Annotated in this window: 23 protein-coding genes; 19 read left to right on the forward strand and 4 right to left on the reverse strand. The window is 71.9% G+C overall.

What is annotated here, in order from left to right:
• Nucleotides 1–43 precede the first annotated feature (43 nt).
• The 11 genes from OG975_RS25330 (at nucleotide 44) to kynU (ending at nucleotide 11,222) form a co-directional block, all read left to right on the forward strand.
• A complete protein-coding gene (locus OG975_RS25330) occupies nucleotides 44–340 on the forward strand; it encodes a hypothetical protein (protein ID WP_406331648.1) in 297 nt (98 codons plus the stop codon).
• Nucleotides 341–731: 391 nt separating this feature from the next.
• The gene (locus OG975_RS25335; protein WP_406331649.1) at nucleotides 732–1,274 is read left to right on the forward strand and encodes a DUF2617 family protein; all 543 of its coding nucleotides are present in this window, start codon (nucleotides 732–734) and stop codon (nucleotides 1,272–1,274) included.
• 144 nt (nucleotides 1,275–1,418) lie between these two features.
• A complete protein-coding gene (locus OG975_RS25340; RefSeq protein ID WP_406331650.1) occupies nucleotides 1,419–3,068 on the forward strand; it encodes a polyamine aminopropyltransferase in 1,650 nt (549 codons plus the stop codon).
• Between the two features lie 67 nt (nucleotides 3,069–3,135).
• Entirely contained in the window at nucleotides 3,136–3,987 is an 852-nt protein-coding gene (locus OG975_RS25345; RefSeq protein ID WP_406331651.1) for an SRPBCC domain-containing protein, read from the forward strand.
• A gap of 217 nt (nucleotides 3,988–4,204) precedes the next feature.
• Nucleotides 4,205–4,993: an aldose 1-epimerase gene (locus OG975_RS25350; protein ID WP_406331652.1), complete on the forward strand. Its 789-nt coding sequence runs from the start codon at nucleotides 4,205–4,207 to the stop codon at nucleotides 4,991–4,993.
• A 10-nt stretch (nucleotides 4,994–5,003) separates the two neighbouring features.
• Nucleotides 5,004–5,552, forward strand: a complete 549-nt coding sequence (gene pyrE, locus OG975_RS25355; protein ID WP_406331653.1) for an orotate phosphoribosyltransferase — start codon at nucleotides 5,004–5,006, stop codon at nucleotides 5,550–5,552.
• 216 nt (nucleotides 5,553–5,768) lie between these two features.
• The gene (gene fbaA, locus OG975_RS25360) at nucleotides 5,769–6,791 is read left to right on the forward strand and encodes a class II fructose-bisphosphate aldolase (RefSeq protein WP_406331654.1); all 1,023 of its coding nucleotides are present in this window, start codon (nucleotides 5,769–5,771) and stop codon (nucleotides 6,789–6,791) included.
• Between the two features lie 97 nt (nucleotides 6,792–6,888).
• A complete protein-coding gene (locus OG975_RS25365) occupies nucleotides 6,889–8,418 on the forward strand; it encodes an MFS transporter (RefSeq protein WP_406331655.1) in 1,530 nt (509 codons plus the stop codon).
• Between the two features lie 108 nt (nucleotides 8,419–8,526).
• Nucleotides 8,527–8,940, forward strand: a complete 414-nt coding sequence (locus OG975_RS25370) for a DUF3151 domain-containing protein (protein WP_406331656.1) — start codon at nucleotides 8,527–8,529, stop codon at nucleotides 8,938–8,940.
• Nucleotides 8,941–9,097: 157 nt separating this feature from the next.
• Entirely contained in the window at nucleotides 9,098–9,976 is an 879-nt protein-coding gene (locus OG975_RS25375) for a tryptophan 2,3-dioxygenase family protein (RefSeq protein WP_406331658.1), read from the forward strand.
• 34 nt (nucleotides 9,977–10,010) lie between these two features.
• A complete protein-coding gene (gene kynU, locus OG975_RS25380) occupies nucleotides 10,011–11,222 on the forward strand; it encodes a kynureninase (RefSeq protein ID WP_406331659.1) in 1,212 nt (403 codons plus the stop codon).
• Nucleotides 11,223–11,614: 392 nt separating this feature from the next.
• Here kynU and OG975_RS25385 read toward each other — a convergent pair whose 3' ends face one another.
• The gene (locus tag OG975_RS25385) at nucleotides 11,615–12,220 is read right to left on the reverse strand and encodes a TetR/AcrR family transcriptional regulator (RefSeq protein WP_406331660.1); all 606 of its coding nucleotides are present in this window, start codon (nucleotides 12,218–12,220) and stop codon (nucleotides 11,615–11,617) included.
• 263 nt (nucleotides 12,221–12,483) lie between these two features.
• Between OG975_RS25385 and OG975_RS25390 the strand changes: the two genes are divergently transcribed.
• Complete coding sequence (locus OG975_RS25390) at nucleotides 12,484–13,425, forward strand: alpha/beta hydrolase (RefSeq protein ID WP_406331661.1); 942 nt, start codon at nucleotides 12,484–12,486, stop codon at nucleotides 13,423–13,425.
• Between the two features lie 198 nt (nucleotides 13,426–13,623).
• On the forward strand, nucleotides 13,624–14,643 hold the full coding sequence (locus OG975_RS25395; RefSeq protein ID WP_406331662.1) for an alpha/beta hydrolase: 1,020 nt from the start codon (nucleotides 13,624–13,626) through the stop codon (nucleotides 14,641–14,643).
• Here OG975_RS25395 and OG975_RS25400 read toward each other — a convergent pair.
• On the reverse strand, nucleotides 14,567–14,938 hold the full coding sequence (locus OG975_RS25400) for a pentapeptide repeat-containing protein (protein ID WP_406331663.1): 372 nt from the start codon (nucleotides 14,936–14,938) through the stop codon (nucleotides 14,567–14,569). The genes OG975_RS25395 and OG975_RS25400 overlap by 77 nt on opposite strands.
• On the opposite strand from OG975_RS25400, the gene OG975_RS25405 reads away from it, so the two are divergent.
• From OG975_RS25405 to OG975_RS25430, 6 genes are all read left to right on the forward strand, one after another.
• Nucleotides 14,882–16,099 carry an acyltransferase gene (locus OG975_RS25405; RefSeq protein WP_406331664.1) on the forward strand — a complete coding sequence of 406 codons (1,218 nt, stop codon included), beginning with the start codon at nucleotides 14,882–14,884 and terminating at the stop codon, nucleotides 16,097–16,099. The two genes, OG975_RS25400 and OG975_RS25405, sit on opposite strands and share 57 nt — an antisense overlap.
• Nucleotides 16,100–16,109: 10 nt before the next feature.
• Nucleotides 16,110–17,738 (forward strand): histidine kinase, encoded by a 1,629-nt coding sequence (locus OG975_RS25410; protein ID WP_406331665.1) that lies wholly within the window; start codon nucleotides 16,110–16,112, stop codon nucleotides 17,736–17,738.
• Entirely contained in the window at nucleotides 17,735–18,415 is a 681-nt protein-coding gene (locus tag OG975_RS25415; protein WP_406331666.1) for a response regulator, read from the forward strand. The genes OG975_RS25410 and OG975_RS25415 overlap by 4 nt, the downstream gene beginning before the upstream one ends.
• Nucleotides 18,416–18,867: 452 nt before the next feature.
• Nucleotides 18,868–20,214 carry a sensor histidine kinase gene (locus OG975_RS25420; RefSeq protein WP_406331667.1) on the forward strand — a complete coding sequence of 449 codons (1,347 nt, stop codon included), beginning with the start codon at nucleotides 18,868–18,870 and terminating at the stop codon, nucleotides 20,212–20,214.
• Entirely contained in the window at nucleotides 20,211–20,894 is a 684-nt protein-coding gene (locus OG975_RS25425) for a response regulator (protein WP_406331668.1), read from the forward strand. The genes OG975_RS25420 and OG975_RS25425 overlap by 4 nt, the downstream gene beginning before the upstream one ends.
• 165 nt (nucleotides 20,895–21,059) lie before the next feature.
• Complete coding sequence (locus OG975_RS25430; RefSeq protein ID WP_406331669.1) at nucleotides 21,060–22,280, forward strand: cytochrome P450; 1,221 nt, start codon at nucleotides 21,060–21,062, stop codon at nucleotides 22,278–22,280.
• Between the two features lie 89 nt (nucleotides 22,281–22,369).
• Here the strand turns inward: OG975_RS25430 and OG975_RS25435 are convergent, their stop codons facing one another.
• Both OG975_RS25435 and OG975_RS25440 read right to left on the reverse strand, forming a co-directional pair.
• Nucleotides 22,370–24,010, reverse strand: a complete 1,641-nt coding sequence (locus tag OG975_RS25435) for an ABC transporter permease (protein WP_406331670.1) — start codon at nucleotides 24,008–24,010, stop codon at nucleotides 22,370–22,372.
• Complete coding sequence (locus OG975_RS25440) at nucleotides 24,007–24,924, reverse strand: ATP-binding cassette domain-containing protein (protein WP_406331671.1); 918 nt, start codon at nucleotides 24,922–24,924, stop codon at nucleotides 24,007–24,009. The genes OG975_RS25435 and OG975_RS25440 overlap by 4 nt, the downstream gene beginning before the upstream one ends.
• Between the last annotated feature and the right edge of the window lie 65 nt (nucleotides 24,925–24,989).

Here is a 24,989-nt window from a genome sequence, read left to right on the forward strand (position 1 = left end):
CCACGGGGGGCCGCTTTCGGGGGAACGAAAGGAGGGTGACGCCATGATCATCGGTCTCATCCTGGCGGGCGTCTGCATCCTGGTCGTCGTGGTCGTTCTGGCCACGGACCGCAGCCAGAAGGTCAGCCTGTCGAAGAGTGGCCGCAGGTCCCACAGCGGCTCGTCCTCGGACAGCAGCAGCAGCTGGTGGGCCGGCGGGGCGGGCGACGCCTCGTCCTGCGGCGGAGGCTCGGGAGGGCACCACTCGTCGTGCGGCGGCTCCTCCTCCTGCGGCGGGGGCTCGTCCTGCGGAGGCGGGTCGTCCTGTGGCGGCGGGGGCGGATGCGGCGGAGGCAGCTGACACGGGGCAGCTGAGCTCCCAGTGGGGGAAGCGCATCCGGAGCATTCCGGAGCACTGGGAAGTGTCCGTCGGGCAACGGCTGCCGGCGGGCACTTCCGCGCGCCGGGCGTACGCCGTGGTTGAACAGTTGAGCTGTGGAGCCCTCGGGGGGATGGAAACCCTACGAAGTTGGGTAAAAACGCTGTGGCGGCGCCACAGTTCATGATTCCCTCTAAATCACCGAAGCAGCCCCGAGCCGACAGGCCTCGGATGCCCGTCGGACGCGTCCATCGGATGCGTCCATCGGATGTCCTTCTGGTGTCCTTCCGACCGGGCTGACCGAGCCGTTCCCCCGGTGTCGACCGGGTGCGCCGGACCCCCACCTCCCTTTGCGTGCTAGCGGAGCCGACCCATGCTCACGACCCTGAAAACCTCGTACACCGACACGCGCGCGGCAGATCTCGCCTGGACCCTGGGCCGGGAACCGCTGCCGGCCCTCGCCACCCTCGACCTCGAACTCGCCGGGGCGAAGCTCCAGTTGAGACTCCTCGGCGCCTCCCACCAGGTACTTCTGGAGGAGGAGAAGGGCAGTTGCTCGGAGACGGTCGCGTGCATCCCGGGTTCCAGCACCCCCCTCCCGCTCGGCGTGGCGAAGCGGGTCGGCGACTGGGAGTACGAGTTCGCGGCCCGCGTCGAAGTGCTGTCCCCCGGCTCCTTCGCGGGCCGCGCCCAGGAGTTGCTGGACCTGGTCTCCGACCACCCCAACGGCCTCGCCGGCGTCTTCCCGGGCAGCCCGCACGCCTTCACCGCGCTGCTGGCCCAGCGCCACGACGGCCAGGTCCACTGGCGCACGTGGCACGCGTACCCGCAGGACGGGCAGTTGGTGGCGACGCGGACGAGGGTGGGGGTCCGGGTGGTGACGGGGGCTGCATTGCTCAGCCCGTCCGGCGTTTGAGGACGAGCGCGTCAGCGCGATGCGGGGGTCCGGGGGCGGCAGCCCCGGTGGTGACCCCACTTCAACCCCGGTTATCCCAAAGCGCAACGGTTCCACACGTGTGGGTGACGAGGCGTAGCGCCAGTGTGACGTAGCGTTCGCTGGGTGATCGAACCGCACGCGCCCGCTCCCCCCGGCGCGCCGCCGCCCTGGGCCGTCCAGGGCCAGGCGCGGCTGCCCGTACGACCGGGCTTCGGCCGGTTCCTCGTCCTCGCCGGAGTATTCGTCTGCGCGGCGTGTGGACTCGTGTACGAACTCGAACTCGTCGCCCTCGCCTCGTACTTGATCGGCGACTCGGTCACCCAGGCGTCCGTCGTGCTCTCCGTCATGGTCTTCGCCATGGGCATCGGCTCCCTCGCCGCGAAGCGGCTGCGCCCCCGCGCCGCGGCCGGTTTCGGCGCGGTCGAGGCGGCGCTCGCGCTGGTCGGCGGATGCAGTGCGATGGCGCTCTACGCGGTGTTCGCGTGGACGGGTGACTGGGGCGGCGTCTGGGCGAACGGATCCCGGTATCTGCTGGTGGCCTTCTCCCTCACCATCGGCCTGCTGATCGGCGCCGAAGTCCCCCTCCTGATGGAGCTGATACAGCGCATCCGTCGCCAGGACCCGGGTGGCGCGGTGGCGGACCTGTTCGCGGCGGACTACGTGGGCGCGCTGGTCGGTGGCCTGGCCTTTCCCTTCCTTCTGCTCCCGATGCTCGGCCAGCTGACGGGCGCGCTGCTCACCGGCACGGTCAATGCGGTGGCCGGCGGAGCCCTCGTACTGGGCTTGTTCCGCAGGGACTTGACCCGCCGGGCACGCTGGCTGCTGCTGGTCGCCAATCTCGTCGTCCTCGGACTGCTCGGCGCGGCCGCGGTGCTGGTCGACGACTTCGAACGGGCCGCGCGGCACGCGGTGTACGGGGCGGACGTACGGGTCGCGCTCCGGACCGGCGAACAGGAGATCGTCCTCACCGGCGGCACGCACGGCCGGCCGCTCGACCTCTTTCTCGACGGCCGGCTGCGGGTCAGCGGCCGCGACGAGGACCGCTACCACGAGGCGCTCGTGCACCCCGCGATGAAGGGCCCGCACGCGCGCGTGCTCATCCTCGGCGGCGGCGACGGGCTCGCCGCGCGCGAGGTGCTGCGCTACCCCGGCGTGCGCAGCGTGGACGTGGTGGAACTCGACGCGGGGGTGGTGCGGCTGGCGCGCCACGACCGGGCGCTGTCCGCCCTGAACGGCCATGCGTACGACGACGCACGCGTGCACGTCATGAACGCGGACGCCTTCCGCTGGCTGCGCGGCGCCCCGTCGACGTACGACGTGGTGATCTCGGACCTCCCCGACCCGGGCATCACGGCCAGTACGAAGCTGTACTCGCAGGAGTTCTACGGGCTCGCGTACCGCGTCCTGGCCCCAGACGGCCGGCTGGCCGTGCACGCGGGCCCGGTGACCTGCCGCCCCCGGGTCTTCTGGACGGTCGACACGACGATGCGCGCGGCCGGGCTCCGCACCACGCCCTACCGGGTGGGCGGCCGGGAGTCCGGCTTCGCGGCGGGCCCCGACCGCACGGCGGGCGGTGCGTCGAAGGCTCCGGGCGACTGGGGCTTCATCCTGGCCTCCCGCACGGGCGTACCCCTGAGCCTCGCGCCGGACGGCCCACGCCTGCGCACGCTGACCTCGGCGGGCCTGGCGGCGGACGCGCGCGCGGCCTCCCGCACCCGCGTCACGGGTTCGCTCCCGCCCTCCACGCTGGTGCATCCGCGGTACGCCGACTGAGGTGGAGGCGGGCGAATCCGGTGATACGCGGGTGCGGTCCGGGTCGTGCTGGGTAGGCTCGGTTGACATGGAGCATGAGGTGTTCGTTCCGGTTCCGGCCGAGCGGCTGAGGGAGGCGCTGGCCGATCCCGTACGGGTGGCCCGCGCGGTACCCGGCCTCCAGCAGGACGCGGGGACGCCACCCGTCTCCGGCCGCCTGAAGGTCCGCGTCGGCGGCCACACGATCACCTACCGCGGTGCGCTCCGGGTCACCGCCCAGGACGACGGCACCTACGCCGTCGAGGGCGACGCGACCGAGGCCCGTGGCGCCGGCTCGGTGAAACTGGCGCTCGCCGTGCGTCTTGTCCCGGCGGACGGCGGCACGACGCTTGCCTTCAGTGGCATGGCCTCCGGGGACGGGCGGGTGGCGGAACTGGCGCCGGATGCCGTGCTCTCGGCGGGGGTGCGGCTGCTGGGGCGGTTCGCGGAGAACTTGGGGGCGGGCGCCGAGGGTGAGTCTGCTGAGCGGGACGCGGAGGCTGGGCCGGATGTGGTGGCTGAGCCCGAGTCCGGAAGTCTCGATGACTCTGAGCCTGAGTCCCCGTCCGAGTCTGAGTCCGACTCTGTCTTCGATACCGAGGTTCCGCCTCCCGCGCTCGATCCGCTGGTGGATGACGAGCTGGCGGGGGAGGAGTTCGTGGTGGAGGCGGGGGAGCCGGGGCCGGAGGACGCCATGGCCGAGGCGGCGCATGCGCGGCGGACGATGATCGGCCGTAGTGCGGAGGAGGTGGACCATGCGCCTCCGCGTGGCCGCTATGCGCCCGTTCCGGCGCCTGAGGCCACCGCCGCCCGTGCCACTCTGCGGTGGGCGGCCCCCGCGGCGGCGCTGGCGCTGGCCTCGGCGATCGCGCTGACGCGGGCCCTGCGGAGACGGCGCTGAGTTTTCTCGCCCCCGCCGCCCCTACCCGTCCCATCCCTGGGGGCTGCGCCCCCAGACCCCCCTAAAAGATTGCGCAGTTCCCCGCGCCCCTTTTAGGGGCGCGGGGAACTGCGCAATCTTTTGCATCAGCCCCCACCCACCCGCAGCCGACACACAACCTCCCGGGGTCGAAGGGGCGGAGCCCCTGGGGTGGGGTCGTCCCAGTAGGGTCAACTTCGTGAGTAACGAAGACATCACGCTGACCGCGGGCGACGCGGAGGTGACCGTGGCGCCGGGTAACGGCGGACGGGTCGGAAGTCTGCGGGTCGGCGGCGTCGAACTGCTGCGGCAGGGCGAGAAGTTCGGGTGCTTCCCGATGGTTCCGTGGTGCGGAAGGATCCGCGACGGACGGTTCCTGGACGGGGCGACCGTCCAGCAGATGCCGCTCAACTCCCCACCGCACGCCATCCACGGCACGGCACGAGACGGCGCCTGGAAAACCGCCCGCACCGCCACGAACGAGGCCGTCATCACGCACGACCTCGTGGCCCCCTGGCCCCACCCCGGCCGCGTCACCCAGGCCTTCACCCTGACCGAGGACGCCTTCACGCTCACCATGTCCGTGGAGACGTACGGCGATTCCTTCCCCGCCCAGATCGGCTGGCACCCGTGGTTCAACAGGAACCTCGGCCAGCAGGACGCACAGGTGGACTTCACCCCCGCCTGGCAGGAGGAGCGCGGTGACGACCACCTGCCCACCGGTCGCCGGATCGAGCCGAAGCCCAGCCCCTGGGACGACTGCTTCGGCATGCCGGACGGGGTCGACGTGACGCTCACCTGGCCGGGGCAGATCGAGCTGAAGGTCGCCAGCCGGGAGCAGTGGGTGGTCGTCTACGACGAGCAGGAGGCCGCCGTGTGTGTGGAGCCGCAGACCGGGCCGCCCAACGGGCTGAACACCCTCCCTCGCCTGGTCACTCCCATCGAGCCCCTCGAAGCCACCACGACCTGGAGCTGGCGGCGCCTCTAAGCTGGCGGACATGAGTGACGTACGCGGCGCGCTGCTGCAGGAGATCAAGGACAAGGCCGTCGTGCACGGCAAGGTGACCCTTTCGTCGGGCAAGGAAGCCGACTACTACATCGACCTTCGCCGGATCACGCTCGACGGTGTGGCCGCTCCGCTGGTCGGTCAGGTCATGCTCGACCTGACCGCCGACATCGACTTCGACGCCGTCGGCGGTCTGACCCTCGGCGCGGACCCGGTCGCGACCTCGATGCTGCACGCCTCCGCCGCGCGCGGGAAGACGCTGGACGCCTTCGTCGTGCGCAAGGCCGGCAAGGCCCACGGCCTCCAGCGCCGCATCGAGGGTGCCGAGGTCAAGGGCCGCCGCGTCCTGGCGGTCGAGGACACCTCCACCACCGGCGGCTCGGTGCTGACCGCGGTGGAGGCGCTGCGCGAGGCCGGTGCCGAGGTCGTCGCCGTGGCCACGATCGTGGACCGGGACACCGGTGCCGCCGAGGCGGTCGCCGAGCAGGCCGGCGTGCCGTACCTCTTCGCGTACTCGAAGACGGATCTCGGCCTGGACTAGGCATCTCCCAGGCCCCGGCACGGGACCCCGCCGCCCTCGGGGTCCCGTGTCTCGTATGCCGCGTCCCGTATCCCGGACACGGTGTCTGGAGCATCCGGCCAAGTCTGGAAAGATGGGGACGACGATGACGTCGCCCCCCTAGGTCAGGGCCGAAAGCACCAGTCCCGACGTACCGCAGCAGCAGTACGCAGACCCGCACATACAAGGAGCGGACAGATGCCCATCGCAACCCCCGAGGTCTACAACGAGATGCTCGACCGGGCGAAGGCAGGCAAGTTCGCCTACCCGGCCATCAACGTGACCTCGACCCAGACCCTGCACGCTGCGCTGCGCGGCTTCGCGGAGGCCGAGAGCGACGGCATCATCCAGATCTCCACCGGTGGTGCGGAGTTCCTGGGCGGTCAGCACAACAAGGACATGGTGACCGGCGCTGTCGCGCTCGCCGAGTTCGCGCACATCGTCGCCGCGAAGTACGACATCACGGTCGCGCTGCACACGGACCACTGCCCCAAGGACAAGCTGGACGGCTACGTACGTCCGCTGCTCGACATCTCCGCCGAGCGCGTCGCCAAGGGTGAGAACCCGCTGTTCCAGTCGCACATGTGGGACGGCTCCGCCGAGACCCTCGCCGACAACCTGGCCATCGGCCAGGAGCTGCTCGCCAAGGCCGCCGCCGCGAAGATCATCCTTGAGGTCGAGATCACCCCCACCGGCGGTGAGGAAGACGGCGTCTCGCACGAGATCAACGACGAGCTGTACACGACCGTCGACGACGCGCTGCGTACCGCCGAGGCCCTCGGCCTGGGCGACAAGGGCCGCTACCTGCTCGCCGCGTCCTTCGGCAACGTGCACGGCGTCTACAAGCCGGGCAACGTCGTGCTGCGCCCCGAGCTCCTCAAGGACCTCCAGGCGGGCGTCGCCGCCAAGTACGGCAAGGCGAACCCGTTCGACTTCGTCTTCCACGGCGGCTCCGGCTCGACCGCCGAGGAGATCGCCACCGCGCTGGAGAACGGCGTCGTGAAGATGAACCTCGACACCGACACCCAGTACGCGTTCACCCGTCCCGTCGCGGACCACATGTTCCGCAACTACGACGGCGTCCTGAAGGTCGACGGCGAGGTTGGCACGAAGTCGAAGTACGACCCGCGCACCTGGGGCAAGCTGGCCGAGGCCGGCATGGCGGCGCGTGTGGTCGAGGCCTGCGCGGCGCTGCGTTCCACGGGCACCAAGCTCAAGTAGTACCCCTCCGGTACTCCCCCGAGTACTCCCACCAGTACTCCCATCGGTTCGGGCTCGGCACCCCCGCGGTGCCGGGCCCTTCCGTATGCTCCGAGGTATGGCTGCCCCGGCGCAGGAGAGACCGGCCGTACGGATTTCCACCCCCACGGGGAAGTGGATCCTGCTGACCACTGTCCTTGGTTCCAGCATGGCCATGCTGGACTCCACGGTCGTCAATGTCGCGCTGCCGCGCATCGGCCGTGACCTGGACACGAGCCTCGCGGACCTCCAGTGGACCGTGAACGCGTACATGCTCACCCTGGCGGGGCTGATCCTGCTGGGCGGCTCGCTCGGGGACCGCTTCGGGCGCCGGAAGGTGTTCGTCATCGGTGTGGTGTGGTTCGCCGCGGCCTCGCTGCTGTGCGGGCTCGCGCCCAGTGGTGGAGTGCTGATCGCCGCCCGGGCGTTGCAGGGGATCGGCGGGGCGCTGCTCACCCCCGGTTCGCTCGCACTCATCCAGGCGTCCTTCCATCCGGACGACCGGGCCCGGGCCGTCGGCCTGTGGTCCGGCTTCGGGGGCGTCGGCGCGGCGATCGGCCCGTTCCTGGGCGGCTGGCTGGTGGACGGCCCCGGCTGGCGCTGGGTCTTCCTGCTGAACATCCCGGTGGCGCTGGTGTGCGCCCCGATCGCGCTCCGGCACGTCCCCGAGTCGGCCGACGGCCAGACGCACAAGGGCTTCGACGTGCTCGGCGCCGCCCTCGGCGCACTGTCGCTCGCACTGGTGACGTACGCGCTGATCGAGGCCCGCAGCGGCTCCGTGCTCGTCGTGGTGACGGCGGTCGGGGGTGTCGCCGCGGGGGTCGCCTTCGTGTACGTCGAGAAGCGGCGGCCCGATCCGATGATGCCGCTCGACATCTTCGCCTCGCGCCAGTTCACGGCCGTCAATCTCGTCACCCTGTGCGTGTACGCGGCCTTCGCCGGGTTCTTCTTCCTGACCGCGCTCCAGCTCCAGGTCGTCGCCGGTTACTCGGCCCTCCAGGCCGGTACGGCGCTGCTGCCGACGACCGCCCTGATGCTGCTGTTCTCCGCCCGCTCCGGCGAGCTCGCCCAGCGCATCGGCCCGCGCATCCCGCTCACGGTGGGCCCGCTGCTGTGCGCGGCCGGGATGCTGCTGATGCTGCGGGTGGGCCCGGACGCCGCGTACGTCGTCGATGTCCTGCCCGCGCTGCTGGTGATGGGCGCGGGCATGGTGACGCTGGTCGCGCCCCTGACCGCCACCGTCCTCGCCTCCGTGGACACCGCGCGGGCGGGCCTGGCCAGCGGGATCAACAACGCGGCGGCCCGCGCGGCCGGTCTCATCGCCGTGGCCGCGCTGCCGCTGCTCACCGGGATGGGCCCGGACGCGTACCGCTCGGCGGACGCCTTCAACGCCGCCTTCCGGCGGGCGATGCCGCTGTGCGCGGGCGTCCTGGTGGTGGGGGCGGCGCTGGCCTTCACGACCGTACGCCGCCTGGCACCCGACTGCCGGCACCCCGAGTGCCGTACGCACGGGTGCGTGACGGCGCCGCCGCTGGAGCCGCAGCGCGCCGCTCCGGGCTCTCCGATCTCTCCGGGGCCCACGGCTTCCGGCACTGGTCCAGCCGCTTGATCTTCGCGGTCCCGGAGAGCCGGATCCCGTGCGCTGCCGGGCTCACGGCGAAACGTTGCCGCTCCCTCACCGAGCGGTCGCTCCCCAGCGATGCAGCAGACTGGAACCATGACGATTCACGAGAACCTCCTCGGGGGACCGCCCCCGACCCACCTGCCCGACGACCCGGGGCCGCGCGAGCTCCTCGCGAACGGCACGGCGTCCGCCGATGTCGCCGCCAAGTACCCCACCTCCTCGCTCGCCTGGGCGCAGCTCGCGGACGAGGCGTACGAGCGTGGCAGTGTCGTCGAGTCGTACGCCTACGCCCGTACCGGCTACCACCGCGGCCTGGACGCCCTGCGCCGCGGCGGCTGGAAGGGCCACGGTCCGGTGCCCTGGGAGCACGAGCCGAACCGCGGCTTCCTGCGCGCCCTGCACGGCCTCGCCCGCGCCGCGCAGGCGATCGGCGAGCAGGAGGAGTACGAGCGCTGCAGCCAGTTCCTGAAGGACTCCTCGCCGACGGCGGCGCAGACGCTGGGCTGAGTCCACGCAGGTCACGCGGGTCCGCCTGGTCGATGTGACCAGGCGGACCTTGCGGTTTCGGGGGACGATTGTGGAGGATGCCCGGTGGGGACCGGGGCCCCCGTGTCGATAACGGCAGGGGCGGACCGCTACCCGGAGTACGCATCAGGAGACAGCGATGTCGTCCCATCCGGCCCAGCCCGTCGAGGTTCAGCCCGCAGAGGCTCAGCTCGCAGAGGCTCAGGAGCCCGAGACCCCGCATCTCGACTTCCAGGGAACCACCCCGTACGAGGACTACGTCCAGGCGGACGTCCTCACCCACCTCCAGCACACCCGCTCCGACGACCCCGGAGAGATGGTCTTCCTGGTCACCACCCAGGTCATGGAGCTGTGGTTCACGGTCATCGTCCATGAGTGGGAGACGGCGGCGAAGGCCCTCCGCTCGGACGACGTCCCGACGGCCGTGGCCGCGCTGAAGCGGTCCGTACGGGAACTGGAGGCGCTGAACGCCTCCTGGCGGCCGCTCGGCCAGCTCACCCCCGGCCAGTTCAACTCGTACCGCTCCGCCCTCGGCGAGGGCTCCGGCTTCCAGTCCGCGATGTACCGCCGGATGGAGTTCCTGCTCGGCGAGAAGTCCGCGTCCATGCTGGTCCCGCACCGGGGCGCGCCGCGCGTGCACGCCGAGCTGGAGAAGGCGCTGCACGAACCGAGCCTGTACGACGAGGTGCTGCGGCTGCTGGCGCGGCACGGGCACGCGATCCCGGACGCCGTGCTGTCGCGGGACGTGTCCACGAGGTACGAGCCCTCCCCCGAGGTCGAGGCCGCGTGGACGTCCCTGTACGAGGGCCCCGAGAACGATGAACTCGCCCGCCTCGGCGAGGCGTTGACCGATGTCGCCGAGCTGGTGTGGCGATGGCGCAACGACCATCTCGTCGCCACGCGCCGCGCGATGGGCGCGAAGACCGGCACGGGCGGCTCCGCCGGGGTTGCCTGGCTGGAGAAGCGGGCGCAGAAGAACGTGTTCCCGGAGCTGTGGACGGCGAGGTCCCATGTCTGACGTGCCTGACGTGACTGAGCTGCGGGAGTCTGACATGCCTGACGTGCCTGAGCTGCGGGAGAGGGCCGCCGAGCTCGACGCGGCCGACGAACTCGCCAAGCTGCGCGAGCAGTTCGTGCTGGACGAGGTCGTGTACCTGGACGGGAACTCGCTGGGCGCGCTGCCGGTGGGGGTGCCCGGGCGGGTCGACGACGTGGTGCGCCGGCAGTGGGGTGAGCTCCGTATCCGCTCCTGGGAGGAGAGCGGGTGGTGGACGGCGCCGGAGCGGATCGGCGACCGGATCGCTCCGCTGGTCGGGGCCGCGCCCGGACAGATCGTGGTCGGCGACTCGACAAGTGTGAACGTCTTCAAGGCGCTTGTGGGGGCCGTACGGCTGGTCGGGGACGGCCGGGACGGCCGGAGCGGCCGGAACGAGATCCTCGTCGACGCGACGACGTTCCCGACGGACGGGTACATCGCGGCGTCGGCGGCGCGCCTGACGGGCTGCGAGCTGCGCCCGCTGGAGCCGGCGGAGGTGCCGGGTGCGGTAGGACCCCGTACGGCGGCGGTCCTGCTGAACCACGTCGACTACCGCACCGGTCGGCTGCACGACCTTCCGTCGCTGACGTCCGCGATCCATGACGCGGGCGCGCTCGCGGTCTGGGACCTGTGCCACAGCGCGGGCGCCCTGCCGGTCGGGCTGGACGAGCACGGGGTCGACCTGGCGGTCGGCTGCACGTACAAGTACCTGAACGGCGGCCCGGGTTCACCGGCGTACCTGTACGTCCGCGGCGACCTCCAGGACCGCTTCGACTCCCCCCTCCCCGGCTGGAACTCCCACGCCGACCCCTTCGGCATGAGCCCGTCGTACGCTCCCGCGCCGGGCGCGCTGCGGGGCCGCGTCGGCACGCCGGACATCCTCTCGATGCTGGCCCTCGAAGCGGCGCTGGAGGTGTGGGAGGACGTCTCGATCGACGCCGTCCGTGCCAAGTCCCTCGCCCTGACGGACTTCTTCCTGGAGTGCGTCGCGGCGTACGTCACCGGGGGCAGGGTGGAGTCGATCACTCCGTCCGCCCACGCGGAACGGGGCAGCCAGGTCGCGCTGCGCTGCCCCGACGCGGGCGAGGTGATGAAGCGCCTCATCGAACGCGGCGTGGTCGGCGACTTCCGCCACCCGGACGTCCTGCGCTTCGGCTTCACGCCGTTGTACGTGGGGTTCGGGGACGTGGAGCGGGCGGCGAGGGTGCTGGGGGAGACGCTGGGCTAGCCGGTTCGCCTGGGGGCGGCGGGTGGGTGGGTCGGGGCCGGGCCGGTACATCGCGAGCCCGTCGCCGGTGGACATTACTGCCCGCTGCCACGGCGGAACTGGGCAAGCGACCACGTAAGCGACGGGCTCGCGACGTACCGACCCGCCCCCTTCCGTGCGTCGTCGGGTGCGGCGCCGCGTCGCCCCCGGCCCGCTTCCGGCCCGCCCCCGGCCCGCCCCCGGTCTTTTGTCTTTTAGGGGCGCGGGGAACTGCGCGCCCAGCCCCCACGGGCCCGCAGACGACTTTCAGGGGCGCGCGGAACGGCGCAATCTTGAGGGGGGTCTGGGGGCGCAGCCCCCAGGAACGGGATGGGACGGGTAGGGGCGGCGGGGGCGAAAACCTCCTGGCCGGGTCACCCGACGACGTACACCCCGGCCGCGGCCGCGGCAACCGCCGCCTCGGCCGCACGATCGGCCGCGGCGGCATCCGGAACCACCCCCGTGGTGAGCAACGCGTAATAGAGCGGCGCCGACACCGCCCGCACAACCAGCCCGGAATCGGTCCCCACCGGCAACTCCCCCCGCACAACCCCTTGTTCCACACACGGCGCCCATTCAGCGACCCGCACGTCGTAGAACCGCCGCAACGCCTCCGCCGTACGAGAGTCACACGCCGCCGCAGCAATGACCGCCCGGAACAACGCCCCTTGCCGAGGATCGGCCAACGTCCGCCGCACCAGCGCGGCATTGGCCCGCAGATCCCCGAGCACGCTCCCCGTCTCCGTACGGGGAACGGACTGCTCGGCCATGTCACCGAGCAGATCGGCGACCAGGCCCGTCACCGACCCCCACCGCCGGTACACGGTCGTCTTCCCCACCTCGGCCCGCCGAGCCACATCGGCCAGATCGAGATGCGCGAACCCCTGCTCGGCGAGCACATCCCCGGCGGCCCGCAACACGGCCGCACGGACACGCGCGGTACGCCCTCCGGGACGTACGGTGCCGGGCTCGGCGGACATGGCGACCTCCTTGAGGGACGTGAACGCGGACGCACCACGGGCGGGACCGCGGACGCATCACGGGTGGGACCGCGGGCAGGCCCACGGGCAGGCCCACCATGGTGGACGCTACCCGCCAGCGTAACGAAACGGCAGGACCGTTTAACCCTAACCGAGCGTGATATCCCGGTGTAGACGCACGTCACGGGCCTGATACCGTCCCGGCCAACGGCCGAATTCTCCCCTGGTCCGCCAAATCCGTTTCACCGCTGAGAGGTTGGAGCATGCAGGACGACGCCGCAGCCGACGGGACCGCAGCGGAGCGCGACGCCGCGGAAGAGGCGTCGGCCTTCTCGCATCCGCCCGTGGACCCCGACATCACCGCCGCGTACGGCGACGACCCCGACCAGGTGATCGACTTCTACGTCCCGCGCGAGCCGGACCCCGCAGTCCTCGCCCCTCTCGTGGTCGTCCTGCACGGCGGTGCCTGGCGCGCCCCGTACGACCGTCGCCACATCACCCCGTTCGCGGACTTCCTGGCCCGCCGTGGTTTTGCCGTGGCGAACGTCGAGTATCGGCGGGGTGGCCCCGCCGCCAAGCCGGAGGGCGGCCCGATCCCCGCGCAGGGCGGGCCGGGTCCGGTGCAGGGCGCCGGTGGTCCGGTCGCGGGTCGCTGGCCGGACACCTTCGACGACATCGCGGCCGCGTTCGACGCGCTGCCCGCCCTCGTGCGTGAGCTGCTGCCGCAGGCCGATGCCCGGCGCATGGTCGTCACGGGCCACTCGGCGGGCGGTCAGCTGGCCCTGTGGGCCGCCGCGCGTCACCTCCTCCCCGCCGACGCTCCCTGGCGCACCGACCGGCCCGCCCCCTTGCGCGGCGTCGTCGCCCTCGCCCCGATCGCGGACTTCCAGGTCGCGGAGAAGCTCGACGTCTGCGGCGGTGCCGCCCGCCAACTCCTGGGCGGGGAAGGTGAGTTCGCGGATCGCCTGCCGTACGCCGACCCGGCGCTCCTCCTCCCCACCGGGATCGCCACCACTCTCGTCCAGGGCCGCACCGACATCGTCGTCCCGCAGGCCGTCGCCGAGTCGTACGCCGACGCGGCCGCCAAGGCGGGAGAGGTGGTCGGCCTGACGCTCCTGGAGGACGTCGGCCACTTCCCCCTGATCGACCCGGCGGCGGACGCGTGCGCGGTGGTGGCCGAGGAGATCGCCCAGCTTGCCTGGTGACCGGTCATCCAACTGGCCTGGTGGTAGGGGGAGTTGGCTGTTCCCCTGAGTTCCCCTGAGTGTTCCCGGTCATACCCGTAGTACCTGAGAGCTACCTCTCAGGTGAGCTCCCCAGTGGGACGACGACGACACGTCACGGTCCGTAACTTCCCTTCCAGCGACGCCCGATGAGTGGGCGGACTGGGAGGGAAGGACGCCATGGCCATGGGTCAGGAGGGGCTGGGGGCTGCCCGGGCTGCGGAGGCTGCGCGGCGAGGGTCCGGCCGAGGTGCGGGCCGAGTCGTCCGGCGGGTGCGTCGTGCTCTGCTCGCCGCGTTGGTCATGGGCGCCGTGGTCGTCCCCGTGTCCGCCGCCGCCCGGCCTCGGATACCCGCCCCGGCACCCGCGGTCCTCGCGCCGGTGACGGCATCGACGCTGGACACGGCGTATGCGGCCAACCGTGCCAACGCCGCGGAGGCGGCCCGCATGGCCGCGGACCACGGCGACCGCACCCGCGCCGCCGCTGACCGCGCCATGGCCGCCCCCTCCCGCCGCTTCCTCTCCTTCGACGGCCGGGGCGCCGGCCAGGCCGTCGAGGTCTTCGGCGACCTCGCCCACGCCGACCGCGTGGCCGTCCTGGTCCCCGGTTCCGACACCAGCCTGGAGACGTACGGCCGCTTCCGCGCCGGCGCCCTCGCCCTGCACGACCGCCTCGGCCCGCGCACGGCCGTCGTCGCCTGGCTCGGCTACGAGACGCCGGGCACGGTGAGTCCCACGGTCCTGACGACGGGCCGGGCGGAAGACGCGGCCCCGCGCCTCAAGGGGTTCATACGCGAACTGCGCGGCGTCGTCGGCCAGTCGGCGCGGATATCCCTGCTGTGCCACTCGTACGGCTCGGTGGTCTGCGGCCGCGCGGCCCAGGGTCTGGACGTGGCGGACATCGCCCTCATCGGCAGCCCGGGCACCGGAGCGGACTCCGCGGCGGCGCTGCACACGTCCGCCCGCGTCTGGGCGGCCCGAGGCGCCGACGACTGGGTCGCGCACGTTCCGCACACGAGCACCGACCTCTTCGGCACGACCGTCGGCTTCGGCACCGACCCGGTGTCCCCGGCCTTCGGCGCCCACGTCTTCGCGGCGGGCGACGGCGGCCACAGCGACTACTTCACACCGGGCTCGGTGTCCCTGGACAACCTCGCCCGCATCGTCCTCGGCGACACCTCGGAGGTGACCCGTGCGTGAAATGAGCCTGCGCGGAACGCGGCGACGTGAAATGCGCCTGCGTGAAATGAGCCTGCATGAAGTGAGTCCGCCTGAATCGAGTCCGCGTGAATCGAGTCCGCGTGAATCGAGTCCGCGTGAAGTGAGTCCGCCTGAATCGAGTCCGCGTGAAGTGAGTTCGCGTGAAGTGAGCCCGAGTCTTCGGAAGAACGCTCCGGCGCGCGTCGACGGCCCGCAGGGGGCACTGGCACCCCCGGCCGTGGGCCGCGTGCCCCGACCCCGTCCCGCGCTGAACGCCATACGCACCGCCGCACACCGCATCGACGAGGCGACCCCCGCGGAGCGTGACCGTGCCGTCGATGCCCTGCGGGCCCTCGCGATTCTCGGTGTCGTCCTCGGCCACTGGCTGGTGACGGCCCTGGTCGCGGACGGCGGCGCGCTGCGTACGGCGAGCCCCTTGCAGCACATGCCCTGGCTGGCCCCGATCTCCTGGGTCTTCCAGACGCTCGCCGTGTTCTTCCTGGTGGGCGGGCATGTGGCGACGAAGAGCTATGCGTCGGCGCGGGCGCGTGGCACGACGTACGGGCAGTGGCTGCGTGCCCGACTGGGCCGTCTCTTCAGGCCGGTGGCGGCGGTGCTGACCCTCTGGACGGCGGCCACGGCCTGTCTGTTCGCGTCGGGCGCGGACTTCGCGACTGTCCACACGCTGGTGAAGCTCGCCCTGTCCCCGCTCTGGTTCCTCCTGGTCTTCGCCGGACTGACCGCGGCGACGCCCCTGGTGACGCGGATCAACCCGCTGTGGCCGCTGGCCGTCGTCCTCCATGTGGACCTCATTCGCTTCGGCCTCGGCGGCCCGTCCTGGCTCGGCTGGGTGAACGTCGCGGCGGGCTGGCTGGTGCCGTACACCCTCGGCGCGGCCTGGACACGCGGTGAGCTGGACCGGCGGCGCGCGGGCTGGGTGCTGTTCACCGGCGGTGCGGCCGTGACGGCGGCGCTGGTGGCGTGGGCCGGCTACCCGGCGTCGATGGTCGGCGTCCCGGGCTCCGCGGTCTCCAACCTGGACCCGCCGACTCTGGCCGCGGTCACCTTCGGTCTGGCCCAGTGCGGCCTCGCCCTGCTGCTGCGCGAGCCGCTGCGCCGGGTGATGCGGCGCCCCGCGGCCTGGGCGGGGATCGCCTTCGCCAATCTCTCCGCGATGACGATATTCCTGTGGCACCAGACGTCCATGATGGCGGTCACCGCCCTGGGCCTCCTCGCGGGCCGTCTCCCCGGCCTGCACACCACCCCGGACGGGCTGGGCTGGGTGGCCGCCCGGCTCGCCTGGCTGCCTGTCTTCGGCCTCGCCCTCGCCGTCTGCTGGTCCGCCTTTCGCACCTACGAACAGGGGCCGCGCCGCCGTACCGGCCGCCCGTCGCGAGTCGTCCGCATCAACCGCCGCCCAGGCCGGGCGGGAGCAAAGGCGATGCCTCGTGCCTAGGGTTGGCCACGTGACCAGCGAGGAGCACCGGGACCCGGACAGCGAGCCCTCCACGTCTCCCATGCCGCCCCCCGTGCCTCCGGTGTCCCACGACGCCGGGCTCAGCCCGCGGGACACGACGCGCCGTCCCCAACGGCAGGACGGCAAGGGCGAGTCCACCCCTCGAAAAGCCCCGCGCAAGCCCAACAAGCCGAACAAGCCCAACCCGCAGGAAGCCTCGGGCAACGCCGCGGCGCCCAACACCCGCCCCGCCGCCCGCGCACGGGGCGTCAGAACTCTCGTCGGCTCGGTCCTGACCGACCTCGGGTCGTCGTCGGCCGCGCCGTTGCCGCCGCTGTCCCGGCCGCGGTGGCTGCGCTGGCTGCCGCATGTCGTGGTGTGCTGGATCGCCCTCGGCGTGGCGCTCGCGGGTGTGGACGCGCTGAACAACTCCTATCGGCTGGGCTTCGCGATGGGCACGTCGACCGGGCTCGCGCAGGGAGGGGCGATCGCCCTCGCCCTGTGGCGGCCCGTGCCGGCCTGGTGGCTGTCGCTGGGAGCCACGGTGCTGGCCGCCTCGGCCGCCCGGGGGCACATGCCGGTGGACTTCCTGCCGCCGGGCCCGGACTGGCCGTGGAGTTCGCCCGCGATCACCGCGCAGGCCTTCGTGCTCTTCCTCCTCGCCCTGCGGGTACCCGCGCGCGTGGCCGTCGGCGCACTGTCCCTGACCGCCCTGGCGACGTACGTCGTGCAGGGGCTGGTCGGCGGGCAGGCCTACCGTTCGACGGGGCTGATGGCGATCGTCGTCTTCGCCGCCGTCGTCCTCCTCGGCACCGCCCTCCGAGGCCGTCGCGAGGCCCGCACCCAGCTCGTCGAGCAGGCCTCGTTGACCGAGGAGGAGCGCGCCCGCCGCACCCTCCTGGAGGAGCGCAACCGGATCGCCCGCGAACTGCACGACGTGGTCGCCCACCACATGTCGGTGATCTCCATTCAGGCCCAGGTCGCCCCGCACCTGGTCGAGAACCCCACCGAGGAGCTGAAGGAGAACCTGGAGGGCATCCGGCAGAACGCGCTGGAGGCGCTGACCGAACTGCGCCGCGTCCTCGGCGTGCTGCGCTCGGAGAACCCCGAGGACCCGTACGGCCTCGGTGCCGGTACGGGCGCCGCGCCGGACGCCCCGCAGCCCACGCTCGACCGCCTCGACGCCCTCGTCGAGAACACCCGGGCCGCCGGACTGGACGTGACCACGGAGATCACCGGCGAGCAACTCCCCCTCGCGCCCGGCGTGGAGCTGTCGGCGTACCGGATCATCCAGGAGGCGCTGAGCAACGCCCTTCGGCACGCGCCCGGTTCCGCGGTCCGCGTCGAACTCTGGCACTTCCCGCGCGGCCTCCAGGTCCGGGTCGTCAACTCGAGACCTGAGCGCCCCGCCCCACCGTCCCCGGGCGCCGGGCACGGTCTGCTCGGCATGCGGGAGCGCGTCGCGATGCTCGGTGGCACCCTCGTGACCTCGGAGACATCGTGCGGCGGCTTCGCGGTGGCGGCCTTCCTGCCCCGCAACGGCGCGGCTCCCGCAGGCGAAGGCTCGAAGGACGACCCCCCGCCCCCTGGCTCCACCGACGACAACTCCACAGGCCTCCCAGGAGAAGAGACCCCATGACAAGCGCGAGCGGCACCATCCGCGTACTGATCGCAGACGACCAGCAGATGGTCCGCCAGGGCTTCACCGTGCTGCTCAACACCCAGCCCGACATCGAGGTGGTCGGCCAGGCGGTCGACGGCCTCGACGCGATCGTCAAAGTCGCCGAGCTCGCCCCGGACGTCGTCCTGATGGACATCCGCATGCCCGAGCTAGGCGGCATCGAGGCCACCCGCCGCATCACCGAGAAGACCCCCCACATCAAGGTCCTGGTCCTCACCACCTTCGACCTCGACGAGTACGTGTACGACGCCCTGCGCGCCGGCGCCTCCGGTTTCCTCCTCAAGGACGCGTCCGCCGACCAGCTCGCCGAGGCGGTACGGGTGGTAGCGGCGGGCGACGCCCTGCTCGCCCCAGGCATCACCCGCCGCCTCATCGCCGAGTTCTCCCGCCTCGACTCCACCCCCCGCGCCCCCCTCAAGCAGCGCGTGGGCGAACTGACCGAACGCGAGACGGAAGTCCTCGCACACATCGCTCAGGGCCTGTCGAACGCGGAGATCGCCGAACGCCTGGTGGTAGCCGAACAGACCGTGAAGACCCACGTAGGCCGCATCCTCGTAAAACTGGGCCTACGCGACCGCACCCAGGCAGCGGTCTTCGCCTACGAGTCGGGCCTGGTCCGCCCGTCGGGCTACTGACCCCACCCCTCGACCACGTGCCGCGCCCGCGGCGCCCCCGACCACGTGCCCCCGCAAGCCCCCAGCCGATACGGCCCGCAGCCGGCGATGCACGGTCCCACCCACTCCCAGCCAAGACGGCGGCGCGGTCGGCGACGCACGGAAGGGGCCGTGTCGGTACGTCCAGCCCGTCGCTTACGTGGTTATGGGCAAGTTCATGCTGTGGAAGCAGGCAGTAATGCCCACCGGCGACGGGCTGGATGTACCGGCGCGGCCCCGCCCCACCCACCGGCACAGGGCGCCCCACCCGCCGGCGGCAGGCGACACACCCACCCACGCACGCACCCGCCCACGCCCCCGCCCACCCACCGGCCGACGGACCCCGGCCATACCCGTAGTACCTGAGACGGATCCGCAAGGACCCTCCTCGCAGGTGACGACCGAGCCCCCCGCGGCGGCCTACCGTTTTGAACGTGACCGAGACGACCCAGACCCAGACGCAGATGACACCGCCAGGCGGTGCCAAGCCACGCAGCCCGGAGTTCCGGCTGGCCGCGGACGCCCTGCGCGGGCTGCGGCAGGACCTGTTCCACGACGCCTTCGCCTACCGCCCGCTGCCGCGGATGCGGCTGGACGGCCCGCTCACCCGACGCCTGCACGGAAAAATAAGGGAGTACGCGGCCTGGACCCCGCACGCCGCGGTGGCGGCGGCCGGACTGATGGCGATGGCCGTGGCCTCCGTGGACGGCGACGCCGGCAGCGTCGGGACGCTGGTGTCCGGACTCCTCGCCCTGCTCCCGGTCCTGGCGACCCTGATCCGGCCGGTCGGTGCCTTCTGGTTCTCGCTCGCGGCGACACCGGTCGCCGCCGTGCTCGGCAGCGGCTGGAGCGACTGGCCGTGGCAGCCCGGCAGTTTCGCCGCCCATCTGGTGGTGCTGACGGTCGTGGCGCTGCGGACGAGGCCACGCACCGCCGCATGGATGTGGGTGCTGACCGCGGTGTACGGGATGGTCGCCGAGACCTTCTTCGGCGCGGGGTACTACGCCACCAACACCGTGCCGCTGCTGTTCGTCACCGCCCTCGCACTCCTCGTCGTCACCGTCCTGCACATACGCCGAGAGGCGGAGCAGGAGGTCACAGCCCACCAGTCGGAGACGGCACAGGAGCGCTCCAAGCGCACCCTTCTCGAAGAGCGCACGACCATCGCCCGCGAGCTGCACGACGTGGTCGCCCACCACATGTCGGTGGTCGCCATCCAGGCGGAGGCCGCCCCCTACCGGGTGGAGAACCCGCCGCCGGAGCTGGAGCAGGCCTTCATCACGATCCGGGAGAACGCGGTGGCGGCGCTGACCGAGCTGCGCCGCGTGCTCGGTGTCGTCCGGGCCGAGGACTACGAGGCTCCGGACGCCCCCCAACCCACCCTCGCCGACCTCGACGCGCTCCTCGCCAATGTGCGGGACGCGGGCCTGACCGTCGAGAAGGCCGTGACCGGCGCGGTGCGCGAACTGCCGCAGGGCGTCGAGCTGTCGGCGTACCGGATAGTCCAGGAGGCGCTCAGCAACACGCTGCGGCACGCGCCGGGTGCGGCGGCCCGTGTGGAGATCGGTTACGTCCTCGGCGGGCTCGGCCTGCGCATAGTCAACGGCCCCGCGCCGGCGACGAGCCTGACGAAGTCCACGCACGGCGCGGGGCACGGCATCACCGGTATGCGCGAGCGGGTCACGATGCTGGACGGCGAGATGACGGCGGGCGAGGCGGACGACGGGGGCTATGAGGTGACGGTGTTCCTGCCGGTGCCCGCCATGGAGGAGTCCGGATGACGGGCGGCACCAGCGGCACCATTCGCGTACTGATCGCCGACGACCAGGTGATGGTCCGCGAGGGCTTCTCCGTGCTGCTCGGCGCGATGCCGGACATCGAGGTGGTCGGCGAGGCGGTGAACGGCCGGGACGCGGTCGAGCGGGTCCGTGAGCTCGCACCGGACGTCGTGCTGATGGACATCCGGATGCCGGAGATGAACGGGATCGAGGCGACCCGGGAGATCGTCGCCGCGGACGGTGCCGCGAAGGTGCTGGTGCTGACGACGTTCGACCTCGACGAGTACGTGTACCAGGCGCTGCGCGCGGGAGCCTCCGGCTTCCTGCTCAAGGATGCCTCGGCGCGGCAGCTCGCCGATGGGGTGAGGGTGGTGGCGGCCGGGGAGGCGCTGCTCGCTCCCTCCGTCACCAAGCGGCTGATCACCGAGTTCTCCAAGCTCGCGGACGCGCCCCGGCTCTCGTCCACGGCGCAGGCGGCGTACGGGGATCTGACCGAGCGGGAGACGGAGGTGCTGGTCCTCATCGCCCAGGGCCTGTCGAACGCGGAGATCGCGGGGCGTCTCGTTGTCGCCGAGTCCACGATCAAGACCCATGTGAGCCGCATCCTGGTGAAGCTGGGCCTGCGGGACCGAACCCAGGCGGCGGTGTTCGCGTACGAGGCACGGTTGGTCACGCCGAGGTGAGCAACCGGGGCGAGGGCGGGGCAGGCGGCAGGGCACGGGGGTCCCTGCCGCAGGCCTAGGGCGAGCCCCGCGTCGAGACGCGCCCCGCCGAGATGCCGCTGGTTGGGACGCCGCTGGACGAGACGCCCCTGTTCAGAGGGGGGTGCGTCGGGCTAGCGTCCGTTCATGGCAGCTTTGGAGACTCCGCAGGCCTTCGACCCGTGGGACCCGGCGTTCGTGGCGGACCCGTACCCGGCGTACGAGGAGCTGCGTGCGCGTGGCCGGGTGCACTACTACGAGCCCACGAAGCAGTGGCTGGTGCCGCATCACGCGGATGTGTCGGCGTTGCTGAGGGACCGACGCCTGGGCCGGACGTATCAGCACCGGTTCGCGCACGAGGACTTCGGGCGGACGGCGCCGCCGGCCGAGCACGAGCCGTTCCATGTGCTCAACGACCACGGGATGCTCGACCTGGAGCCCCCGGACCACACGCGCATCCGGCGGCTGGTGTCGAAGGCGTTCACGCCGCGTACGGTCGAGCAGCTGAAGCCGTACGTCGACCGGTTGGCGGGTGAGCTGGTCGCCGGTCTGGTGGAGGCCGGCGGCGGCGATCTGCTGACCGATGTGGCGGAGCCGCTGCCGGTGGCGGTGATCGCCGAGATGCTGGGCATCCCGGAGTCCGACCGGGCGCCGTTGCGGCCCTGGTCGGCGGACATCTGCGGGATGTACGAGCTGAAGCCGTCCGAGGAGACGGCGGCGAAGGCGGTCCGGGCGTCGGTCGAGTTCACGGAGTATCTGCGGGAGCTGATCGAGGCGCGTCGCAAGGAGCCGGGCGACGACCTGATCTCGGGCCTGATCGCGGCGCACGACGAGGGTGACCGCCTCACCGAGCAGGAGATGATCTCCACGTGTGTCCTGCTGCTGAACGCGGGGCACGAGGCGACGGTCAATGCCACGGTGAACGGGTGGTGGACGTTGTTCCGTCACCCCGAGCAGCTGGCGGCCCTGCGTGCGGACCACTCCCTGATCCCTACGGCGGTGGAGGAGCTGATGCGCTACGACACCCCGCTCCAGCTCTTCGAGCGGTGGGTTCTCGACGACATCGAGATCGACGGTACGACCGTCCCTCGTGGCGCGGAGATCGCCATGCTCTTCGGCTCGGCGAACCATGACCCGAAGGTCTTCGAGGCGCCGGAGCGGCTGGACCTCACCCGCGCCGACAACCCGCACATCTCCTTCAGCGCCGGCATCCACTACTGCATCGGCGCACCGCTGGCCCGTATCGAACTGGCGGCGTCCATGGCCGCGTTGCTGGAGCGGGCCCCGACGCTGTCCCTGGCAGCCGAGCCGGAGCGCAAGCCGAACTTCGTGATCCGGGGGCTGGAGGGCCTGCGGGTGGACGTCTGAAAGCCCTGGAGGAAGCCGACGTCGGCCGCCACGATGACGCTGGACGCCATCTTCCTATCGTGCCTGGTCAGGACCTGCTCGGTAACCGCTCAACCGCTCAAGTCCCGCCGCCGCAGCCCCGCCAGCCCCACCCCCGTCATCGCCACCGCGAGGGCCGTGAGGACGAGTGCGGGCGTCCACGTCATGGCACCGCCCGGCAGCTTGGGGAGGTGGCCGAAGGGGGAGAGGTCCAGGACGGTTTGGGGGACGTTGAGGGCGGGGCCGATCCAGCCGAGCAGGAGGGCGAGGCCGGCCACGGCCCAGGCGCCGGGGGCCAGGTGGGGCGAGAGGCCGTAGAGCAGGACCGCGAGGCTGCCCAGAGTCCAGATCGCCGGGACCTGGACGAGGCAGGCGCCGAGGATGGGGCCCAGGTCGGCGCCGTAGCCGAGGCCGAGTCCGAGGCCGCCGAGCAGCATGATGAGGACGGCGCCGCCGAAGGCGATGGCCAGGTGGCCGGAGGCCCAGCGCAGTCGGCCCACCGCGTTGGCCAGGACGGGCTCGGCCCGCTGCGAGGTCTCCTCGCCGTGCAGCCGCAGGACGGAGGCCACCACGAACAGCGCGGCGACCATGCCCAGCATCCCCACCATCGTGGCGAGGAAGGCGTCCGTGATCCCGGCCTGCCCGCCCATCCGTTCGATGATCTCGCGGGTCTTGTCGTTGTTCCCGACGAGGTCCGAGGCCCCCTTCGTCATCCCGCCGAACGCGGCCCCGGCGGCGAGGAACCCGAGGCTCCAGCCCAGCACGGCGCCCCGCTGCAGGCGCCAGGCCAGCGCCCCCGCCGTACCGAGCCGTCCCGTGGCGGGACCGGGTCGCGTCGGCAGGAAACTCATGCCGACATCGCGGCGCCCGGCGAGCTCGTAGGCGACCGCGCCCTGGATCGCGACCGCCGCCGCGAACAGCGGCAGGACCCACCAGCGTTCGTCCGCGAAGGACCTGGTCTCCTCCAGCCAGCCCACCGGGGAGATCCAGGTCAGCGGCGACGATCCGTCGTCCGTCGCCGAGTCGCCCGCCGCCTTCAGGACGAAGGCCGCACCGAGCAGCCCGCCCGTCAGCCCCTTCGCGAGCCGCGCGCTCTCCGTCAACTGGGCGACGATCGCCGCCATCGTGGCGAAGACCATGCCGACCCCGCCGACGGCGAGCCCCAACGCCAGTGCCCCGGCGCCGCCCTGCCCCGCGAGCCCGCCCGCGATGAGCAGTGCGAGGGCGCCGTTCGCGACGAACGCCGCCAGCAGCGCGGCCGTCAGCGGGGCCCGGCGGCCCACCATCGCCGACGAGATGAGTTCCTGCCGCCCGCTCTCCTCCTCGTCCCGGGTGTGCCGTACGACGATGAGCAGGCTCATGATCCCGGCGAACACCCCGGCGTAGCCGCCGATGCGCCAGGCGGTGAGTCCGCCGAGCGAGTCGCTGAACACCGGCCCGTACGTGGCGCGCAGGGAGCTGTTGGTGAGCATCTGGCGGGCCACGTCGGCGCGTTCGGCCGGGGTGCTGTACACGGTCTTCAGCGAGTTCGGCATGGAGAGCACCAGCAGGCCGATCACACCGGCCCAGAGCGGCATCATCACGCGGTCGCGGCGCAGCGCGAACCTCAGGAGCGCGCCCGTTCCGGCCAGTTGACGGGACCCTCCGGCCCGCACCGCGAAGGCCGAGGCGGTCTTGGCAGTCGTGGCATCCGTGGCATCCGTGGCGGTCATCGCGCCGTCGCCCCCTCGGAGGCAGCCGGGGCATCTTCCTGGTAGTGCCGCAGGAACAGCTCCTCCAGCGTCGGCGGGGTCGACGTCAGCGACCGTACGCCGGAGTCCGTGAGCGAACGCAGTACGGTATTCAGCTTGTCCGTGTCGACCTGCAACCGCACACGCCTGTCCTGTACGTCGATGTCGTGCACCCCGGGCAGTGACGCCAACCCGTCGGGCGCGCCCACGAGTTCGGTGGTGACACTTGTACGGGTCAGGTGGCGCAGTTCGGCGAGCGTGCCGCTCTCGACGGTCCGGCCCTTGCGGATGATGCTGACCCGGTCGCAGAGTTCCTCCACCTCGCTGAGGATGTGCGAGGACAGCAGGATGGTGCGGCCCCGGTCGCGTTCCTCCTCGACGCAGCGCTGGAAGACCTCCTCCATCAGCGGGTCGAGGCCCGAGGTCGGCTCGTCGAGGATCAGCAGGTCGACGTCCGAGGCGAAGGCGGCGACGAGGGCGACCTTCTGGCGGTTGCCCTTGGAGTAGGTGCGCCCCTTCTTGGTGGGGTCCAGCTCGAACCGTTCGATCAGGTCGGCGCGCCGCGCCTTGTCGAGGCCTCCGCGCAGCCGGCCGTACAGGTCGATGACCTCGCCGCCGGAGAGGTTCCGCCACAGCGTCACATCACCGGGGACGTAGGCGACCTGGCGGTGCAGTTCCACCGCGTCCGCCCAGGGGTCCCTGCCCAGCAGCTGCGCCGCGCCCGAGTCGGCGCGCAGCAGGCCGAGCAGGACACGGATGGTGGTGGACTTCCCGGCGCCGTTCGGGCCGAGGAAGCCGTGCACCTCACCGGTCTCGACGTCCAGGTCGAGGCCGTCCAGCGCGTGTGTCCTGCCGAACGACTTGTGCAGCCCCGAGACCGTGATCGCCTTCGTCATGGTTCAGAACGTACGCTACTTTCACAAATTTGTGAAGTTAAGGAAGCGTATGAACCACGGATACA

It is taken from the genome of Streptomyces sp. NBC_00203, assembly GCF_045206325.1.
In the GTDB taxonomy this organism is placed as follows: domain Bacteria; phylum Actinomycetota; class Actinomycetes; order Streptomycetales; family Streptomycetaceae; genus Streptomyces; species Streptomyces lutosisoli.

Coding starts and splice junctions, on each gene's coding strand:
- OG975_RS25330 (WP_406331648.1), top strand. CDS start 44: ATGATCATCGGTCTCATCCTGGCGGGCGTCTGCATCCTGGTCGTCGTG.
- OG975_RS25335 (WP_406331649.1), top strand. CDS start 732: ATGCTCACGACCCTGAAAACCTCGTACACCGACACGCGCGCGGCAGAT.
- OG975_RS25345 (WP_406331651.1), top strand. CDS start 3,136: ATGGAGCATGAGGTGTTCGTTCCGGTTCCGGCCGAGCGGCTGAGGGAG.
- pyrE (WP_406331653.1), top strand. CDS start 5,004: ATGAGTGACGTACGCGGCGCGCTGCTGCAGGAGATCAAGGACAAGGCC.
- fbaA (WP_406331654.1), top strand. CDS start 5,769: ATGCCCATCGCAACCCCCGAGGTCTACAACGAGATGCTCGACCGGGCG.
- OG975_RS25365 (WP_406331655.1), top strand. CDS start 6,889: ATGGCTGCCCCGGCGCAGGAGAGACCGGCCGTACGGATTTCCACCCCC.
- OG975_RS25370 (WP_406331656.1), top strand. CDS start 8,527: ATGACGATTCACGAGAACCTCCTCGGGGGACCGCCCCCGACCCACCTG.
- OG975_RS25375 (WP_406331658.1), top strand. CDS start 9,098: ATGTCGTCCCATCCGGCCCAGCCCGTCGAGGTTCAGCCCGCAGAGGCT.
- kynU (WP_406331659.1), top strand. CDS start 10,011: ATGCCTGACGTGCCTGAGCTGCGGGAGAGGGCCGCCGAGCTCGACGCG.
- OG975_RS25385 (WP_406331660.1), bottom strand. CDS start 12,220: ATGTCCGCCGAGCCCGGCACCGTACGTCCCGGAGGGCGTACCGCGCGT.
- OG975_RS25390 (WP_406331661.1), top strand. CDS start 12,484: ATGCAGGACGACGCCGCAGCCGACGGGACCGCAGCGGAGCGCGACGCC.
- OG975_RS25395 (WP_406331662.1), top strand. CDS start 13,624: ATGGCCATGGGTCAGGAGGGGCTGGGGGCTGCCCGGGCTGCGGAGGCT.
- OG975_RS25415 (WP_406331666.1), top strand. CDS start 17,735: ATGACAAGCGCGAGCGGCACCATCCGCGTACTGATCGCAGACGACCAG.
- OG975_RS25425 (WP_406331668.1), top strand. CDS start 20,211: ATGACGGGCGGCACCAGCGGCACCATTCGCGTACTGATCGCCGACGAC.
- OG975_RS25430 (WP_406331669.1), top strand. CDS start 21,060: ATGGCAGCTTTGGAGACTCCGCAGGCCTTCGACCCGTGGGACCCGGCG.
- OG975_RS25435 (WP_406331670.1), bottom strand. CDS start 24,010: ATGACCGCCACGGATGCCACGGATGCCACGACTGCCAAGACCGCCTCG.
- OG975_RS25440 (WP_406331671.1), bottom strand. CDS start 24,924: ATGACGAAGGCGATCACGGTCTCGGGGCTGCACAAGTCGTTCGGCAGG.